Below are 18,951 nucleotides of genomic sequence, written 5' to 3'. Positions count from 1 at the left end.
ATCGTTTATTCCGTTAATGATTAGAAAGACTCACCGGTATGGGTGTACTGCACCAGCAATGCTTGTCTGGAATCAATCAGGATGGTGTTTGAAAGTGTATTTCAGGAGGAGCGGAAGAGCCATATGGTCTCTTTATGGAAAAACCACTATCTTTGTAACATGATTTAGTTTTTTGATCCTGTTTGCTTCATGATTGAAATAATTCCGGCGATAGATGTGATTGATGGTAAGTGTGTACGCCTTTCCCAGGGCGATTATGCACAGAAGAAAGTCTATAACGAAAACCCTTTGGAAATAGCCCTGCAATTTGAAGCAGAAGGTATCCGGCGGTTGCATCTGGTCGATCTGGATGGCGCTAAAGCGCAACATATCGTCAATCATGCTGTTCTGGAGCGGATTGCGTCTCATACCCATCTGGTAATTGATTTTGGAGGCGGACTGAAGAGCGACGATGATGTGCGTATCGCTTTCGAAAGCGGTGCCGCGATGGTGACAGGAGGCAGTGTTGCTGTGAAGAAGCCCGGTCTTTTTACTGCATGGATGGAACGTTACGGGGCTGAGAAGATCATCCTGGGAGCTGATGTGCAACATGAACAGATTGCCATTAGCGGCTGGATGGAAAAGACCAACCTCGACTTAATTCCTTTCATAGAGCAATATGTAAACAAAGGAATCCATCATGTGCTCTGTACCGATATTGCCAGGGACGGAATGCTGGAGGGCCCTTCAATAGCTCTTTACCAAAAGATATTGGCACATTTCCCGGCATTGCATCTTATTGCCAGCGGAGGCGTAAGCGGTATGGAAGATATCGATGCATTGTCCGAAGCGGGAGTACCTGCCGTGGTTTTCGGGAAAGCGATTTATGAAGGACGGATTCAACTGAAAGACTTACGAAAATATTTATAATGTTCCCGGTGGAAGGATTTTAATCTGACCTCCGGAATAACTTCTTACAGAATGGAAATAGATTTCAACAAAGGTGGCGGATTGGTTCCCGCCATTATCCAGGACGCTGTTACCCATGCAGTCCTGATGATGGGATATATGAATGAAGAGGCTTACCGGAAGACGTTGGAAACGAAGTTGGTGACGTTTTACAGCCGCAGCCGCCAGAAACTTTGGACAAAAGGGGAAGAAAGCGGCAATTATTTGCATCTTGTGTCGATTGCTTCCGATTGTGACAACGATACATTGCTGGTGAAGGTACATCCGGCCGGACCGGTTTGCCATCTGGGCACAGATACCTGCTGGGCGGAGACCAATAGCGAAGATATCCTCTTCCTGCGTTACCTGCAGGATTTCATTGAGAAACGGAAAGAAGAGATGCCCGAAGGTTCATACACCACTTCGTTGTTCAAAAAGGGAATTAACCGTATGGCACAAAAAGTGGGCGAAGAGGCTGTGGAAACGGTGATCGAAGCAACCAACGGAACGGACGAAGGTCTGATCTATGAAGCTTCGGATATGATTTATCATCTCATAGTCCTGCTGACAGCTAAGGGACACCGCATTGAAGATCTGGCACGCGAGCTGAAAAAACGCCACAAAGAATAATCCAATCTATTCATTTTCATGTTGTATTACAGCACTAATCATAAATCGCCGGAGGCGACATTGCAGGAAGCTGTTGTGAAAGGGCTTGCCCCCGATAGGGGCCTTTACATGCCACAGCAGATCCGCCGGTTGCCCGAATCTTTTTTTCAAACCATAGAGCGGCTTTCGTTTCAGGAAATAGCTTACCGTGTTGCTGATGCTTTCTTTGGCGACGATATGGAAGCCGATACCCTGAAAGATCTTGTCTATGACACGTTGAGTTTTGAAACGCCGGTGGTGGGAGTTGCACCGGATATTTATACCCTGGAGCTGTTTCACGGCCCGACGATGGCCTTTAAGGATGTCGGGGCGCGTTTTATGGCGCGTTTGCTGGGTTATTTTATCAAGAAACAGGGACAGACCGACGTGAATGTATTGGTAGCAACTTCAGGAGATACCGGAAGCGCTGTTGCCAATGGATTTCTCGGTGTGAAAGGCATTCATGTCGATGTGTTGTATCCTAAAGGGCTGGTCAGCGAAATACAGGAAAAACAGTTCACTACGCTGGAGCATAACATCACGGCATTGGAGATTGAAGGAACGTTTGATGATTGCCAACGGTTGGTAAAAACAGCCTTTATGGATGAAGAACTGAACCGAAGACTCAATCTGACTTCAGCCAATTCAATCAATGTAGCCCGTTTCCTGCCACAGGCTTTTTACTATTTCAATGCCTATGCGCAGCTTAAAAAAGTTGGGAAAAGCGACAATGTGGTAGTGAGTGTTCCAAGCGGTAATTTCGGAAATATCACGGCAGGATTGTTTGCAAAACAGATGGGGCTTCCTGTGAAACGGTTTATAGCTGCTAATAACCGCAATGATATTTTCTTGAACTATCTGAATACAGGAAGATATGAGCCGCGTGCTTCTGTCGCTACTATTGCCAATGCGATGGACGTGGGCGATCCGAGTAACTTTGCCCGTATCCTTGATCTGTACAAAGGGTCACATGAAGCGATTTGCAAAGAGATATCCGGATTCCGCTACACGGACGAGTCAATAGCTGAAGGCGTGAAGCGATGCTACGAAACAACGCATTACCTGCTCGATCCCCACGGAGCTTGCGGATATCTTGCGTTAGAAGAGAGCCTGCAACCTGCTGAAACGGGATTATTTCTGGAAACAGCACATCCGGCAAAATTTAAAGATACAATAGAATCGATTCTTCATCAGCAGATTGCAGTTCCAGCACGATTACAGCAGTTTATGCAAAAAGAAAAACAAAGCGTAACGCTTTCAAATCAATATGATGATCTGAAGAATTATCTGGAGAAGCGTTCGTAGCCTTTCCTAATAGGGAGATTCCCCTTAAACAGGCAAAACGATGTGGAAACAAACTGTTTTGATATGTTTTCTTTTGTTGTTTGCCAATACTGTTCCGGCGAGCATTAGGTTGGATTCTTTGCTTCAAATGATATCCAATATGAAATTCTATGCTTTGCCTTCTCTGTCATATCAGCCTGACACGCGTTATGCTGCAGGATTTAGTGGAGGTTACTATTTCCATTTCATTGATCCGGTTCGTATCAGCAGTCTTGAGTTCAGTGCGGTGTTCACACAGCGGGGACAGTTTAATATAACGCTCAATCCCCATCTTTATTGGGGGAAAAGGGGATCATGGTTTCTCTCTTCCAGCTTTAATATTAAGTCATACCCAAATTATTTTGTAGGCATCGGGAATAATCCGAACAAACTCTTTTTGCATCATCCGATTCCCTATACGTCGCGGAGTTTTAGTCTCAACATTCAGCCGCAGCGCTATTTAACGCGGAGGTTGTTGTTCGGGCTTCAGTTCTCATTCCAGCGGGAACGTGCTTTGTTGGCAGATAGTCTGAAAGGAAGGGCTTACAGTGTACAATCGACCGGATGGAGTCCTTATTCCATGATCGGTATCGGAGGAGAGTTAACCTATGATTCGCGCAGTAGCCGTTATTATCCTCTCAGCGGGATTTATTCAAAAGTTTCTTTCCTCTATTGCGATCCCTTGTGGGGAAGTTCGCATCATATTGTGCAACTGGGATATGATTTCCGGCAATATATCTCTCTTTACAAAGAAAATGTGTTAGCCTGGCAGTTCCTGACCGATTCAAGGCTGGGGGATGCTATCCCATTTCAGTTTCTGACTACTATTGGGGGAGAAAATATGCTGAGAGGATTCACACCGGGTGTTTTCAGAGATAATGTCATGGCTGCTACACAGGCGGAATACCGCTTCCCTGTTTACAAAAACTTTAGGGGAGCGCTGTTTGGTGCAACGGGTGACGTGTTTAACAGCAAGACTTTCTCAATTTACCGATTGAAAATTTCCTATGGAGCCGGGATCCGCTTCCGGGTCACGAAAGCCAATGTAAACTTCCGTTTTGATGTAACCCACAACAACTATTACAAGGGGGTACAGTATTACCTCACTACCATTGATGCCTTCTGATTTTTCGGCAAGCCATCGCTATTTTATTCCTCCATCATTTGCCGGAACTTTTTCCAATTGAAATTCCAGGGATCGGTTTTGCGTTTTGGGGCGATATCGCTGTGTCCCACAATGTAGTGGATGGGGTAGCGTTGTTTGATATTTTTGATCAATGTTACCAACGCCTTGTATTGTCGGTTGTCGGGAGGAGTTGAGGGCGTGTTAATCAATTCGATTCCGATAGAAGTTGCGTTCAGATTGACGCGTCTGTTGGCAGGAAGAATACTTTTTCCGGCATGATAGGCTTCGTCGGCTTCAGGGACAAGACGGTAAATATTGCCTTTACGGTCGATCAGGTAATGCGATGCGACATTGTAACGGCGGAATTGTGAGAGTACGCCGGCTACACTGAAGGTATCCTTTCCCACATAATAGGTGGAATGAATTACCACAACGTCAATTTTTCGGTTTGACATGTGACGGAATCCAAAATTAACTCTTGCAGTATAATCAATGATCTTAGGCGATTGCGCGAAAGAAAAAGTAGAATAGAAAAACAGGAAAAGAACGGAAAGATATTTCATGCGGTGATATGTTATTCCACAGTAAGGGTTAGTGAAACTAATATAAAATCATTGGCTTGAGTCCGGTCATGTTGAACCGGATTTACCTTAGTCCAACGGAATGTCGAGCAAAGATAACCGCTTTTTACCACGTACGAAAAATATCGTAACTTTGTGAGCGTTGATGAATCGCAATGCAGAGGTTCTCACGCATTCTCTTTTTATTTTATTATCACTCATCATGGCACAACAACAAGAAGAAGTTTTTAAGAAACTGATTGCACATTGCAAAGAATATGGGTTTGTTTTTCCTTCAAGTGAAATTTATGATGGCTTAGGCGCGGTTTACGATTATGGGCAAAATGGAGTGGAACTCAAAAACAACATCAAACGTTACTGGTGGGACAGCATGGTGCTGCTAAACGAAAATGTGGTAGGCATCGATGCGGCTATTTTTATGCATCCAACCACATGGAAGGCTTCGGGACACGTGGATGCTTTCAACGATCCGCTTATCGACAATAAAGATTCTAAAAAACGTTACCGTGCAGATGTGCTCATCGAAGAGTTGCTGGCTAAATATGACGATAAGATTGAAAAAGAGGTGGAAAAGGCGGCGAAACGCTTTGGCGCGTCTTTTGATGCCGGGTTATTCCGCCAGACCAATCCGCGTGTGCTGGAACATCAGTCTAAACGCGATGAAATTCATACCCGCTTTGTCAAGGCATTAAATGAAAATGATTTGGCAGAGTTGAAACAAATTATTCTCGATTACGAGATTGTATGCCCCATCAGCGGCACCAAAAACTGGACAGATGTACGTCAGTTTAACCTGATGTTTTCCACTGAGATGGGGTCGACGGCAGATGGAGCAATGAAGATTTACCTTCGTCCCGAGACCGCTCAGGGTATTTTTGTGAATTACCTGAATGTGCAAAAGACAGGCCGGATGAAAATTCCTTTTGGAATAGCACAAATCGGGAAGGCATTCCGTAACGAAATTGTGGCACGGCAATTTATTTTCCGTATGCGTGAATTTGAACAGATGGAGATGCAGTTCTTCGTTCGTCCCGGCAGTGAACTCCAATGGTTTAAGCAATGGAAGGAAACCCGCCTGAAATGGCACAAAGCTTTAGGTTTGGGAGATCATAAATATCGTTTCCATGATCATGATAAACTGGCACATTATGCCAATGCAGCCACCGATATTGAATTTGAAATGCCATTTGGGTTTAAGGAAGTGGAAGGAATCCATTCCCGTACAGATTTTGACCTGAGCAGCCACGAGAAATATTCGGGCAAGAGCATCAAATATTTCGATCCGGAATTAAATGAGTCATACACTCCGTTTGTAATAGAGACATCTATCGGTGTCGACCGGATGTTCCTTTCCATTATGGCAGCGGCTTACACGGAAGAAGTACTCGAAGGTGGCGAAACACGTGTTGTGTTGAAATTGCCGTCTGCTTTGGCTCCTGTGAAGCTGGCCGTACTTCCTTTGGTGAAGAAAGATGGGCTACCGGAGAAAGCGCGTGAAATCATGAATAATCTCAAGTTCGAATTCAAGTGCCAGTATGACGAAAAAGATTCCATCGGGAAGCGCTACCGCCGACAGGATGCTATCGGAACGCCTTACTGTGTTACCATCGATCATGAAACACTGACCGATAATGCTGTTACGTTGCGCGACCGCGATACGATGTTGCAGGAACGCATTCCGATTGACAAGCTACCGGAGATTGTAAGCAATAAGGTTTCAATGAAAGAATTGTTTAAGAAGATACAATAAGCCACATAGAGATAAGAACGCCTATCAACATAATATAAAGCAGGGAAGAGATTGAAATCTTTCCTGCTTTTTTATTCAGTTCCCGCTTTCAATTTCGCTAAGTTCCAACCAGCGGGTGCTTTTCTCATCAATCAGGCTGATGATTTCGGCAATACGTTGTGAATGGGAAATGAGGGTAGCAGAGTCAGCGATGCCGCTGTTGATAACATTTTCGAGCGTGGTTTTTTCTGCTTCCAATGTTTCTATCTCGGTTTCGAGGAGTTCGAATTCACGTCGCTCTTTGAAGCTCATCTTACGTTTTGTTTCTGTCCTTGCTTGTTTAACGGGTTTAGAATCTTTACTTTCAGTTTTCTTGTCAACCTGGAGTTGCAGGGATTTCCATTCCCGATAGTCCGTATAATTGCCGGGAAAATTCCGGATCACACCATTGCCTTCGAAGATAAGGAGATGATCGACGACTTTATCCATAAAGAAACGGTCGTGCGAAACAATAATCAGGCAGCCTTTGTAGTCGCGCAGATACGATTCGAGGACATTTAATGTGACAATATCCAAATCATTCGTAGGTTCGTCAAACACCAGGAAATTTGGATTCTGCATCAGGACGGTACAGAGATAAAGCCTGCGTTTCTCTCCTCCGCTGAGTTTATAAACGTAATTATATTGCGTTTCAGGTTCGAAAAGGAAATGCTGCAGAAACTGGGAGGCAGTGAGGCGTCCGGCTTTTCCGAGATCAATCACTTCGGCGATATCCCTGACGACATCAATTACTTTCATCTGCTCGTCAAACTGCATTCCCTCCTGACTGTAATAACCAAACTTAACCGTTTCTCCGACATCGAACAAGCCACAGTCGGGAATAATCTGGCCGAGTAACATTTTAAGGAATGTGCTTTTACCTGTACCGTTGTTGCCGACAATCCCCATTTTTTCATAGCGGGTGAAGGTGTAGCTGAAATCATTGATCAGCAGGAGTTGATCGTAACGTTTTGTGATATGTTGTGCTTCAAAAATTTTATTGCCGATATAAGATGCCTTGTTTTCCAGCCGTACTTCCTTATCATCGCGTTGCTGTTTTGTTTTTTCCTGAAGCTGGTAAAAAGCATCAATACGATATTTAGCTTTTGTAGCACGAGCCTGTGGCTGCCGACGCATCCACTCAAGTTCTTTTCGTAACAGGTTATTAGCCCTGTCTATTTCGGCAGATTGTGCAGAAATACGTTCTTCACGTTTCTCAAGGTAATAACTGAAATTACCTTTATAGCTGTAGATTTGACGTTTGTCAATTTCAAGGATGCGATTGCAAACGCGATCAAGAAAATAACGGTCGTGAGTTACCATAAACAGGCTTAACCGCGATCGGTTTAGATAATCCTCCAGCCATTCGGTCATTTCAGTGTCCAGATGGTTGGTGGGTTCATCCAGGATAAGCAGTTCAGGTTCGGATATTAGCACATTGGCAAGCGCGACACGTTTCAACTGTCCTCCCGAAAGTTCGCCAATTTTTTGGTGAAAGTTGGTGATTTTGAGTTCAGATAAAATTTGTTTGATGCGTTGTTCGTAATCCCACGCCTGTAAATGATCCATCATAGGCAACAACCGCTCCATTTCAGTATGGTTTTCTGCAGCGACAGCTTCTTCATAAGAGGCGATAAGTTGAACGGTTTCGTTATTGGAATTGAAACAGGCCTGTAAAATAGTGAGATCGGGAGCATAATAGGGGGCCTGGCTTAAATATCCGACACGCAGACCTGATTGGAATATAACAGATCCGCTTTCGTAATCTTCATCGCCGTCCACAATAGAAAGTAATGTCGATTTGCCCGATCCGTTTGGCGCAATTAATCCGACTTTTTCGCCTTCTGCAATTGAAAATGAAATCGCATCAAATAACCAAAGATCCCCGAATCGTTTTGTAAGTTGATCAACCTGAAGAAAAGCAGCCATAAAAATGAATCAAAAAGAAGCCAGAGAAAATGAGTAGAATCTCTGGCTTGTAGGTAATCAGAATGAGATTTGCTACTCGTTAACCGTGATGTTTATGATGCGGACATCGTCGTGCGGACGATCGTGAGAGTCAGTCTTTACATCCGCAATGGTATCAATGACATCAAAACCTTCCAGCACTTCACCGAAAACAGTGTAGTTTCCATCTAAAAATGAAGTTCCACCGACTGATTTGTATGCTTCACGTTGTTCTGGAGTGAAACGGAACGGGTCCATTGCATCAACCTTTTTTTGTGTATCTGCGTAAATTTCATCCCGTAATGTATTGAGACCCTCTGTGTCGTTGTTTCTTTGCAAAGCAACAATCTTGTCGCGCATGGTTGAGGCGATTTGTTGAAAAACTTCTTTTTCCTTTGCATAACGGGCAGATTGTTCAAACTGATCCAGTTCATCGTCGGTCATTGTTTGTCCCTGGACAATATAGAACTGCGATCCGGAAGAAGCACGGTTAGGGTTTACTTCATCACCCTGACGGGCAGCTGCCAAAGCGCCACGTTTGTGGAAAAGTTGCGGGAATATGATTTCGGCAGGCAGTGTATAGCCAGGACCACCTGCTCCAAGATGTTTATGGCGGTCGGCATTCTTCGATTCAGGATCGCCGGTTTGAATCATGAAATTTTTGATTACACGATGGAACAACAGATCGTTATAAAATCCGGATTGTGCCAGTTTGATAAAGTTATCACGGTGTAGCGGAGTCTCGTCATACAGCCTGACGAGCATTGATCCCAGCGAAGTTTCAATAGTAACTGTCATAAGATGTTGATTAGTTTGTCTCTAAAATGAAAAGAATGGATAAAAAGCAATTAATTGATGAATAGCTATTTGTTCTGTTCTTATTTTCAAGTAAATTTGCCGTTGCTAACTGTTTCGGGGCCCGGCAAATCAACCTTGGACATGATCGATAAAGGCCATAAGTACGAATTTGTAACTACAGCTTGAAAATTGTCTTCGATCAGCAGCGTTTGAATAGTTCATAATATGATGCTCAAAAGTAAACAAAAAATTCCAAATCTGGCTTTGGTCGTTATTGCTATCATCGTCTATTTGTTTATTTTTGGATATATATTGTTGAATATGACTTATGTGCAAAATGTAGTCCGAAAACAAATTGTATCCGAGCTTTCTGAAACTTTGCATACCCGCGTTGATATCGCTCAACTCTCTTTCCGGCCATTCTCGCATTTCATTTTGAAAGGACTCTATCTTGAGGATCAACAACGGGACACTTTGCTCTATGTGCATCAGGTGAATGTGAGGATTGATTTTTGGAAGTTGTTTGCACGAAAAGTTTCGATTACCGAAGCAGATATGAATCAATTTGATTGTCATTTACGAATTGATTCGACAGGACAATCGAATCTGGCTTTTGTGTTGAAGGCGTTTGCATCTAAAGATACGATCCATGGCCCGATGAAAATTTCGTTTCATGTGAGCCGTTTCAAGCTGGATCATAGTAGATTTCGGTTAACAGATGCACGCAAACACCAGACAGGTAATCATTTTAGCCTGGCAAATATGGATGTGGATAATCTTCACCTTGACATGTCACTTAAAGAATTTTCATCCGATACTCTTGTCGCAACGATCCATTCGTTGGGATTGAAAGAGCGGTCCGGATTTCAGATTAATAACCTTCAAACTGTTGTTGTCGGAAATTCGCATCGTGTCTTTTTCCCTCGTTTTCTTCTGGAAATGCCTAAGAGTGCATTACGGTTGGATAGCGTGTCGTTCAGGTATGGAAAACTATCCAATTTGTCAGACTTTGTGAACAAAGTCAGGTTGAAATGCCGATTGTTGCCGTCAAATGTGATTCTCTCCGATTTGAGTGGTTTTGTCCCGGCATTCAAGGGGTATGATGATGAATACAAATTATCAACCAGATTGGAAGGAACGATTGCAGATATTAAGTGCAACGATTTGAAGATTACGAATAAGAATAATTTCAAATTTGACGGAAATTTTGAGATCAGTGGCCTTCCCAATATAAATGATGCCTTTGTATATGCCAACGTGAAGCAGATGCACCTGAATATGGCACATTTGCAGGATATTATTGCAGACCTGACGAATAAGCCATTTATGTTGCCAGTTCCTGTCATGCGTTTGGGAACGATTTATTTCAGCGGATCGCTGACGGGTTTTTTAAGCGAAATGGTGGCTTACGGGAATGTTTCCACCAGGTTGGGTAATTTGCGTACTGATCTGAAACTTAGCGCGACGAATCAACTGCGTGACTTTAGTTATTCCGGAACATTGAGTATGAATGGTTTCCAGTTAGGAGCTTTCCTGAATAATCCGCAAATAGGTAATGTGACGTTGCGTGCATCGGGAAAAGGAAGTAGTTCTGCTGATAAGCCGATGGTTCTGAAGGCAAATGCAACCGTCTCGTCGTTTGTGTTCAGAAATTATTTGTATAAGAATATATTATTCGATGCATCAGTCAAAAATCGCAAGTTTGATGGAACCGCATCTATTCATGATCCGAATGTGACGTTTAATGTTGCTGGATTAATCGACTGGAATAAAAGCAATCCGATGTATCAGTTTACTGCTTCTTTTGAAAATTTCAAGCCTTATGCGTTGCATTTAACACCAAAATGGAAAAACCTGGCGGTTTCCATGCAATTGCAGGCCAATCTTGAAGGCGATTTATTGGGGCAAGCCAAGGGGGCTCTTGTTATCAATCAATTGTCGCTTGACAACGGACAAGATCGCTTTGTGCTGCCTTTGTTGAAAATTGAGGCACATCCGGCATCCGGGACAACGAATGAAGTGTTGGTTTCTTCAAATCTGATAAACGGGAAAATAGAAGGGCATTACAACCTGAGCAAAATAGGGAATGATTTGAGCTATTTGACATCGTTGTATTTACCGTCGTTATTCTCTAAAGGACAAAAACTTACCTATTATAATGATCTGACCTGGAATTTTACCCTTGATTCTGTTGCAACTGACAGGATAGGTACGATTCTGAACTTGCCCGTACAGCTTCATCGCGGAGGGACCATCCAGGGATCGTTAAACAGCAAAGAGAATCAGTTTAAATTTACACTGGATGTACCTGATGCCACCATTGGGAAAAGTCATTTGACTAATATGCATTTTGTTTGCGACAATCAGAATAAGAAAGGTGAAGTTAATTTTAATGCGATGTTGCTTCAAAGGTCGTCGATTCTGAATGTCTATGCCAATTTTGTGGCGGCAAATGATTCCTTAAGGAGCAGCTTGTCTTGGGATAACAACAAAGAACCGACTTTTGCCGGAGAATTGGTTACACAAACGAACTTTTTACGCAATAACAATCAGTTGACAGGAAAAATATCCATTTTGCCTACACAAATCATGGTCAATGATTCTGTGTGGAATATGTTGCCCTGTGATATAACAACTGATTTTCATACATTCTGGATTAATCATTTTGGGATAGAGCGCCATTTGCAGCATCTTTATCTTTCCGGCGCTGTTTCATCTCAACCTAGTGATAGTTTGAATGTTGATTTGCTGGGTATTCATCTGGAAGATGTTTCGGACCTGATTAAGCTGGAGTCTCCCCGTTTAAATGGATCGGTAAACGGAAAAGTCACTGTGTTTGGTGCTCTGCAACATCCGGTGGCTAATGCAAATCTGGTGATTCATCACTTTGGATTGAATAATGCCGATTGGGGAGATAACTATGTTACAAGCCACTGGGATGGAGTAAACAACATTCTGAACGCTTCGGTGAAGGTTTATAATAAGAATACAAATTCCACCTTGGTAACTATGTCCGGGAATTTCTATCCTTCACTGGATTCATTAGCATTTAACGGAACAACAAATCATCTCTCGATAGATTTCCTGAACCCATATTTATGTACGTTTCTTGCTTCTCCGAAAGGGACTGCAAGCGGGCCTATTTCATTATTTTTGAAAGACAGGCATTTCTGGATTGTTGGCGATCAGTTTGTCAATGGAGGACAGGCTGGTTTAAGCTATCTGAATACTACATATACATTCAATGATACTATTCATTTGAGAAGAGGTTCTATCTTCGCCCACGATCTTGCATTTAAAGATCAGGAAGGGCATGAGGGACATTTGGCTTTGCTTGTGCGAAATACAGATTTGAAAGATTGGCATTATGATGTTAAAGTGCAGGGAAATAATTTATTGGGACTGAACACAACGGAGAATAACAACTCATATTTCTGGGGTAAAGCTTATGCTTCGGGAACTGTGCATGTGTATGATGAGGGAAATACCACGCATATTGATGTTAATGCAACTTCTCAATCCGGAACTAACATGGTCTTTTCAGTAGATAATTCCCAGTCATCCATTTCGAATACCTTTATTACCTATGTCACCAAGAGTGATTATCATGGAAAGGAACAGAAGAAAGAGACTCCAAAACAGTTAAAGCCAACCGATACACAGACAATTATAAATACCACATTTAATATAACTCCTGAAGCGCACGTTGAGTTGCTAATCGATCGAAGAGCGGGCGACAGAATCAATGCAATAGGGTCAGGCTTGATAAATGTGTGGTATAATACAACTTCATCTGATCTTCAAATGTTTGGAAATTATACTGTTAATAGTGGAAATTATTTATTTACTTTTCAGAATGCATTATTCAGAGATTTCAAAATCGACAATGGGAGCAAAATCCGATGGGATGGCTCTGCGATGAATCCAACCATTGATATTAACGCGACGTATCAGGTGAATGCATCGCTAGCCGATTTAATGGATGCAGATTTATTGAAAACAACCAATCGAACCAGTGTTCTGGTTAATTGTTTACTGAATCTTACCGGAAATTTGCTGCATCCTGATATTAAGTTTGATATTGAACTTCCCAATGCCCGTGATGAACTGAAACGTGAAGTCAAAAACATTATCAACACGGATGAGATGATGAATCGTCAAATTATATATTTATTGGCATTTGGGCGTTTCTATACGCCTGATTATATGCGGACATCCACCAATTCACTGGGACAAAATGAGCTTTTATCAGTTGCCACTTCAACGCTTTCGAGCCAATTGAACAACTGGCTTTCACAGGCAGTTAAAGGCTTAAATCTTGGACTGAACTGGAACCGGTCAGGACTTGGAAGCTTGCAGGGAAATGATTACGAAGCTGCCATTCAGTATCAAAACAATCGTTGGATTATCAATGGTAATTTAGGCTACAGGGACGATAATTTTTCTGCAACTAAATTTATTGGCGATCTGGATATTCAGTATTTATTTTCCCAGAACGGCAAATGGAGTGTTAGAGCATACAATCATACCAACGATTACAAGGAACTGAATCCATCGCTATACACGCAAGGAATCGGCTTAACATACACGGAAAATTTCAGTTCATTTGACGAATTGTTTGTCGACTATTGGGAGACATTTAAAAAGCTATTTGATAGAAAAATAAATTCAAAATGAGATGGAATAAGCATGTAAATTATTTATATCCAGCAATATAAAATATGAATATGTAAATTCCACCCGTTCCTAAAATAAAATTATTGTCGTATGAAACATGCTAATTTTGCCCATACACACGTTTATAGAGAAAGTAATGTTTCTCTCTTTAGTTATGCACGAATGAAAACCACTTTGTTAAGAAGTTTTCTAATGGTCAGTTTGATAAGTGTAGCAACTTCCATAGTTGCAAAACCCCCAACATTGAAGCAACTTTTTATGTCAATGCCTGGTTCTGTTCTTGCGCTTGATTCAGCCCGCAGAAGTGATCTAATGGCTTATTATTTTGATAAAAAAGTGGATTCCGTTTCTAATGGAATGAACGGATATATCCATATCCGGCTATGGGATGAAAATGCACATCATCTTATTCTTCAGACATCGCGAAGGGGAACTCTTGAGTTGCAGGTGTTTGATAAGGGAAACCCTGAATTTATAGCGATTAGCAAAACGGTGTGTGCTCCAGCTTGTCTGTCTCGTCTTTCTTTTTACACATTAAATTGGGACCTACTTTCTATTCCATCTCCTGATATTCACGCATCCGACTTTTTAAAAACCACTTTATCTGCTTATGATTCCACACAAGCCATGGTATGGATGACTCCAATGTTTGTGCGTTATTCTTTTGATGCATCCCGAGCCTCTATTATAGCGACATGTGACCAAAAAGATTTTCTGGGAAAATCAGACTGGAAAGGGTTGCAACCTGACATGAAAACTTCTGAGCTTCGTTTCATATTCCATCAGGGTGAGTGGAAACCTGCATCTAAATAGTTCTACAGGCTAACCAATAATTACTTTATAAACTTTTTGAAACCAGCATTTTGTACAACTCATGTGTGATAATATAACATGCAAGTTTCATATATCCTTAATAAATTATTATCGTATGAAAGGCAAACTCTTTTTTCTTGTTATTCTGGCATTATCCCCAATTGTTATGATGGCACAGAGCCGTCAGGCTGATTATGAAGCATATATCAGACAATATCGTAAGTTGGCATTAATCGAACAACAAAAGTATGGTATTCCGGCAAGTATAACAATGGCCCAGGGTTTGCTTGAATCAAGAGCTGGAAAAAGTGTTTTGGCGACTACAGCTAACAATCATTTTGGTATAAAATGCAGTGATTGGACTGGTCCGCATGTATATCAGGATGACGATGTGAAACACGAGTGTTTCCGAAAATATCCATCGGTTTATGCTTCTTACGAGGATCATTCAAAATTTTTGCTGACGCGGAGCCGTTATTCCTCTTTGTTCCTATTACCTGAAACGGATTATAAGGGGTGGGCAGAAGGGTTGCAAAATGCGGGTTATGCAACAAGCCGAACTTATGCTGCAAACCTGATTCAGATAATCCAGCTTTATAATTTAGATCAGTTGGATAAAGAAGGGGTTCATATGCAGTTAGCTTCTCGTCATCATCCTATTGATAATAAGACGATTGATGAGGCATTAGCTGATTCTAGTTCGGTGTTTAGCAGCCATTTTGGCGTTATTGAAGCTCCATTTACGCATAAGGTTTATAAAAATAATGGCATTAAATATGTAATATCTGCGCCTGGAGATACTTATCATTCTATCGCAAAAGAGTTTAACTTGTTGACTTGTATTTTGCGCTATAGAAATGAAGTGGATAAAAACTATGCATTGCAACCGGGAGAAGTTGTTTATCTGGGTGGAAAAAAGAATCATGCTTCTCTTTCAGTGCCGGCAACGCATCAGATATTACCTGGAGAATCAATGTATTCAATTTCTCAGTATTATGGGATTAAGATTAAAAAGCTCTATGCCATGAATGATATTCCTTATGGTACGCCAGCTCAAACAGGTCGTGTGTTACGACTTCGTTAATGAAATATTAATATGTCAGTTCCTCTTGCCGAACGAATGCGGCCCCATTCGCTCGATGAATATGTTGGGCAAAAGCATCTTGTAGGTAAAGATGGCGTGATTCGACAAATGATTGAGTCGGGCCATCTTGCCTCTTTCATTTTATGGGGACCGCCCGGAGTTGGAAAAACAACCCTGGCGCGTCTTATTTCTACTCAACTCAGGAGGCCTTTCTATGCTTTAAGCGCAATCAATTCAGGAGTAAAAGATGTCCGTGAAGTGATTGATCGTGCGAAAAAATCGCAATTTTTTAATCAACCGGGTAGCATATTATTTATTGATGAGATTCATCGTTTCAGCAAGTCACAACAGGATGCATTGCTGGGTGCTGTCGAAGACGGAACATTTACGTTGATTGGGGCAACAACAGAAAATCCTTCTTTTGAAGTAATCACACCATTGCTGTCCCGTTGTCAGGTTTTTGTGTTAAATCCTTTACAACAGGAAGATTTACAACTTTTGCTTGACCGGGCACTTGCAGAAGATATAGAGCTAAAACAACATGATATTCATGTTGTTGAAACTGACGCATTATTCCGTTTTTCAGGAGGAGATGCACGCAAGTTGCTGAATATTATTGATATGGCCTTGAATTACAACGAAGGCAATACGATAGAAATTACGAATGAACTTGTAACACAACTTTTATTGCAACACGCTGTAGCTTACGATAAAATGGGAGAAATGCACTATGATATCATTTCTGCTTTTATCAAATCGGTAAGAGGGAGCGATCCTGATGCAGCAGTGTATTGGCTGGCCCGGATGGTTGCCGGCGGTGAAGATCCGAAATTTATTGCACGCCGGTTGGTGATTTTAGCCGCTGAAGATGTAGGATTGGCAAATCCTAATGCTTTGTTGCTTGCCAATGCATGTTTTGACGCTATTTCTAAAATAGGTTGGCCCGAAAGTCGGATTATTCTTTCGGAAGCGACCATTTATCTGGCTCTTTCTCCTAAGAGTAATTCAGCTTATTTAGCTATTGACAAGGCTTTACAAATCGTTGATGAGACTGGTGATCTTCCGGTACCACTGCATTTACGCAATGCTCCGACTCAATTGATGAAACAGCTTCATTATGGAGCTGATTATGTCTATCCACATGATCTTCCCGGCCATTTTACACAACAACCTTATCTTCCAGACAACCTCTCTTCAAAAAGGATTTGGGAAGCGGCGGATAATGCTGCGGAACAAAAACAGTTAGCCTATTTGAAGCAATTGTGGAAAAATCGCTATTAAATCTTTTTTCTTGAAATTTTTGACTCTCTATATTGAAAAAATGTTGTTACTTTGTTTTATTGTTCTCTGAAGGAAGGAGAGTTTTTAAGCGCTTCATTTTCATGGAATAACTTAAAGAATTTGATTTTTACAAATTTATTGATTAAATAATTATGTGTGGCATCGTAGGTTATGTGGGAACAAAGGCCGCGGCTGGTGTCCTTGTGGAAGGATTGGAAAAATTGGAATATCGTGGTTATGATTCTGCCGGAATTGCGGTAATGGAGGATCATAAAATTAACGTTGTGAAAGCCAAGGGTCGGCTCAAAAATCTGGAACAGAAAATGGAACACCACGGTACTCCATTTGGCAGCATTGGCATTGGACATACTCGCTGGGCAACTCATGGCGAACCGTCGGATGTAAATTCACATCCACATGGAAATGAACGTGTAACGATTGTTCATAATGGTATCATTGAAAATTATGTGCAGTTGAAAGAGAAAATGATTGCCAAAGGATATGAGTTTTTGTCTGAAACTGACACGGAAGTGATTGCTGTGTTGTTGGATTATTATTACGATGGAAATCCTGTGGAAACGATTATCCGTGTTATTGATAACCTGAAAGGCTCATATGCCTTAGGGATTATGTTTGTTGATACTCCGGATACTTTATATGCTGTACGGAAAGATAGCCCTTTAATTGTTGGTGTTGGTGAAGATGAGAACTTTATTGCTTCCGACATTCCGGCAATCCTTAAATATACGCGAAGTTATTATTTGCTGGAAGAAAATGAAATTGCTGTTTTGCAGCGTAATCATGTAACTATTGTTGATCATGATAATGAACCTGTTGTTAAAGAGCTTTTCACTGCAACCTGGGATATTGAGGCAGCCGAAAAAGGAGGTTATCCTCATTTTATGCTGAAAGAGATTCATGAACAACCTAAAGCATTGGTCAATACGCTTTCTCCACGTATGGTTGACGGAATACCTGATTTTGGGATTAAGGCGTTGTCTGATGATATTCTGAAAAGTTTTAAACGCATTTATATTGTGGCATGCGGAACGGCCATGCATGCAGGTATGGTTGGGAAAGCTGCAATTGAACATTTGGTTCGGATACCTGTTGAAGTAGATGTTGCGTCTGAATTTCGGTATCGTAATCCGATTTTATCCAAGGAAGACGATCTGGTGATTATCATTTCTCAATCCGGCGAAACTGCTGATACATTGGCTGCGTTGCGTTTGGCAAAAGATCAGGGAGTACATACGCTGGCTATCGTCAATGTGGTGGGATCATCTATTGCCCGGGAGGCTAACAGTGTTTTATACACGTGGGCAGGTCCTGAAATTGCTGTAGCAAGTACTAAAGCATATTCGGTACAGGTTGCTATGATGTATCTTTTTGCTATTCAGTTGGCTCATGTCAAAGAGATGATTAGTGTTGATCAGACAAAGATTTTATGCGCTGAACTTATGGAAATTCCCCAGTTAGTTGAACGCGTTTTAGAAACTGCTGATAATTGTCAGTTTTATGCCAGCAAGTTTCAGAATGCACACGACATTTTTTTTATTGGCCGTGGACTCGATTATGCGTTATCTCTTGAAGGCTCGTTGAAACTTAAGGAAATTTCTTATATCCATAGTGATGCTCATCCGGCAGGCGAGTTGAAGCATGGCACCATTTCGTTAATTACCGAAGAAATGCCGGTTATTGCTGTGGCTACCCAGACTGCCTTGATGGAAAAAATGGTGAGCAATATTAAAGAAGTAATTACTCGTGGTGCGAAGGTGCTTTTGCTCTGTAAAACTGGACAAGATGAAATGGATCAATTGACAGATTATGTTATCGAATTACCAAAATGTAATGATTTCTTTACGCCTCTTTTGGCGGTAGTCCCCTTACAGCTGTTTGCCTATTACACAGCAGTCCTGAGAGGTTGCGATGTGGATAAGCCAAGAAATTTGGCAAAGTCTGTTACTGTCGAATAAAA

The 18,951-nt window shown here is 41.7% G+C and carries 13 protein-coding genes; 10 read left to right on the top strand and 3 right to left on the bottom strand.

Features of this window, described 5'->3' with window-relative positions; all coding sequences use genetic code 11:
- Positions 1-189 precede the first annotated feature (189 nt).
- From hisA to FHX64_RS13275, 4 genes are all read left to right on the top strand, one after another.
- Positions 190-909 (top strand): 1-(5-phosphoribosyl)-5-[(5-phosphoribosylamino)methylideneamino]imidazole-4-carboxamide isomerase, encoded by a 720-nt coding sequence (gene hisA / locus FHX64_RS13290; protein ID WP_183414329.1) that lies wholly within the window; start codon positions 190-192, stop codon positions 907-909.
- A gap of 51 nt (positions 910-960) precedes the next feature.
- A complete protein-coding gene (gene hisIE / locus FHX64_RS13285; protein ID WP_183414328.1) occupies positions 961-1,557 on the top strand; it encodes a bifunctional phosphoribosyl-AMP cyclohydrolase/phosphoribosyl-ATP diphosphatase HisIE in 597 nt (198 codons plus the stop codon).
- A gap of 18 nt (positions 1,558-1,575) precedes the next feature.
- Positions 1,576-2,880 (top strand): threonine synthase, encoded by a 1,305-nt coding sequence (thrC, locus tag FHX64_RS13280; RefSeq protein WP_183414327.1) that lies wholly within the window; start codon positions 1,576-1,578, stop codon positions 2,878-2,880.
- A 139-nt stretch (positions 2,881-3,019) separates the two neighbouring features.
- The gene (locus tag FHX64_RS13275; protein ID WP_183414326.1) at positions 3,020-4,024 is read left to right on the top strand and encodes a BamA/TamA family outer membrane protein; all 1,005 of its coding nucleotides are present in this window, start codon (positions 3,020-3,022) and stop codon (positions 4,022-4,024) included.
- Positions 4,025-4,047: 23 nt separating this feature from the next.
- Here FHX64_RS13275 and FHX64_RS13270 read toward each other — a convergent pair whose 3' ends face one another.
- Positions 4,048-4,587: an N-acetylmuramoyl-L-alanine amidase gene (locus FHX64_RS13270; protein WP_183414325.1), complete on the bottom strand. Its 540-nt coding sequence runs from the start codon at positions 4,585-4,587 to the stop codon at positions 4,048-4,050.
- 220 nt (positions 4,588-4,807) lie between these two features.
- Here FHX64_RS13270 and FHX64_RS13265 point away from each other — a divergent pair, with 220 nt between their 5' ends.
- Entirely contained in the window at positions 4,808-6,355 is a 1,548-nt protein-coding gene (locus FHX64_RS13265; RefSeq protein WP_183414324.1) for a glycine--tRNA ligase, read from the top strand.
- Between the two features lie 75 nt (positions 6,356-6,430).
- Here the strand turns inward: FHX64_RS13265 and FHX64_RS13260 are convergent, their stop codons facing one another.
- Complete coding sequence (locus FHX64_RS13260; RefSeq protein WP_183414323.1) at positions 6,431-8,302, bottom strand: ABC-F family ATP-binding cassette domain-containing protein; 1,872 nt, start codon at positions 8,300-8,302, stop codon at positions 6,431-6,433.
- 72 nt (positions 8,303-8,374) lie between these two features.
- A complete protein-coding gene (locus FHX64_RS13255; RefSeq protein WP_183414322.1) occupies positions 8,375-9,118 on the bottom strand; it encodes a peptidylprolyl isomerase in 744 nt (247 codons plus the stop codon).
- A 225-nt stretch (positions 9,119-9,343) separates the two neighbouring features.
- On the opposite strand from FHX64_RS13255, the gene FHX64_RS13250 reads away from it, so the two are divergent.
- The 5 genes from FHX64_RS13250 (at position 9,344) to glmS (ending at position 18,949) form a co-directional block, all read left to right on the top strand.
- A complete protein-coding gene (locus FHX64_RS13250) occupies positions 9,344-13,795 on the top strand; it encodes a translocation/assembly module TamB domain-containing protein (protein WP_183414321.1) in 4,452 nt (1,483 codons plus the stop codon).
- 90 nt (positions 13,796-13,885) lie between these two features.
- Complete coding sequence (locus tag FHX64_RS13245) at positions 13,886-14,608, top strand: DUF3256 family protein (protein WP_183414320.1); 723 nt, start codon at positions 13,886-13,888, stop codon at positions 14,606-14,608.
- A 115-nt stretch (positions 14,609-14,723) separates the two neighbouring features.
- A complete protein-coding gene (locus tag FHX64_RS13240; RefSeq protein WP_183414319.1) occupies positions 14,724-15,692 on the top strand; it encodes a glucosaminidase domain-containing protein in 969 nt (322 codons plus the stop codon).
- Between the two features lie 12 nt (positions 15,693-15,704).
- Complete coding sequence (locus FHX64_RS13235) at positions 15,705-16,973, top strand: replication-associated recombination protein A (protein ID WP_183414318.1); 1,269 nt, start codon at positions 15,705-15,707, stop codon at positions 16,971-16,973.
- 152 nt (positions 16,974-17,125) lie between these two features.
- Positions 17,126-18,949 (top strand): glutamine--fructose-6-phosphate transaminase (isomerizing), encoded by a 1,824-nt coding sequence (gene glmS, locus FHX64_RS13230; RefSeq protein ID WP_183414317.1) that lies wholly within the window; start codon positions 17,126-17,128, stop codon positions 18,947-18,949.
- The last annotated feature ends 2 nt before the right edge of the window (positions 18,950-18,951 follow it).

This window comes from Microbacter margulisiae (assembly GCF_014192515.1).
GTDB lineage: Bacteria > Bacteroidota > Bacteroidia > Bacteroidales > Paludibacteraceae > Microbacter > Microbacter margulisiae.
This window is presented reverse-complemented; position numbering and strand designations above follow the sequence as displayed.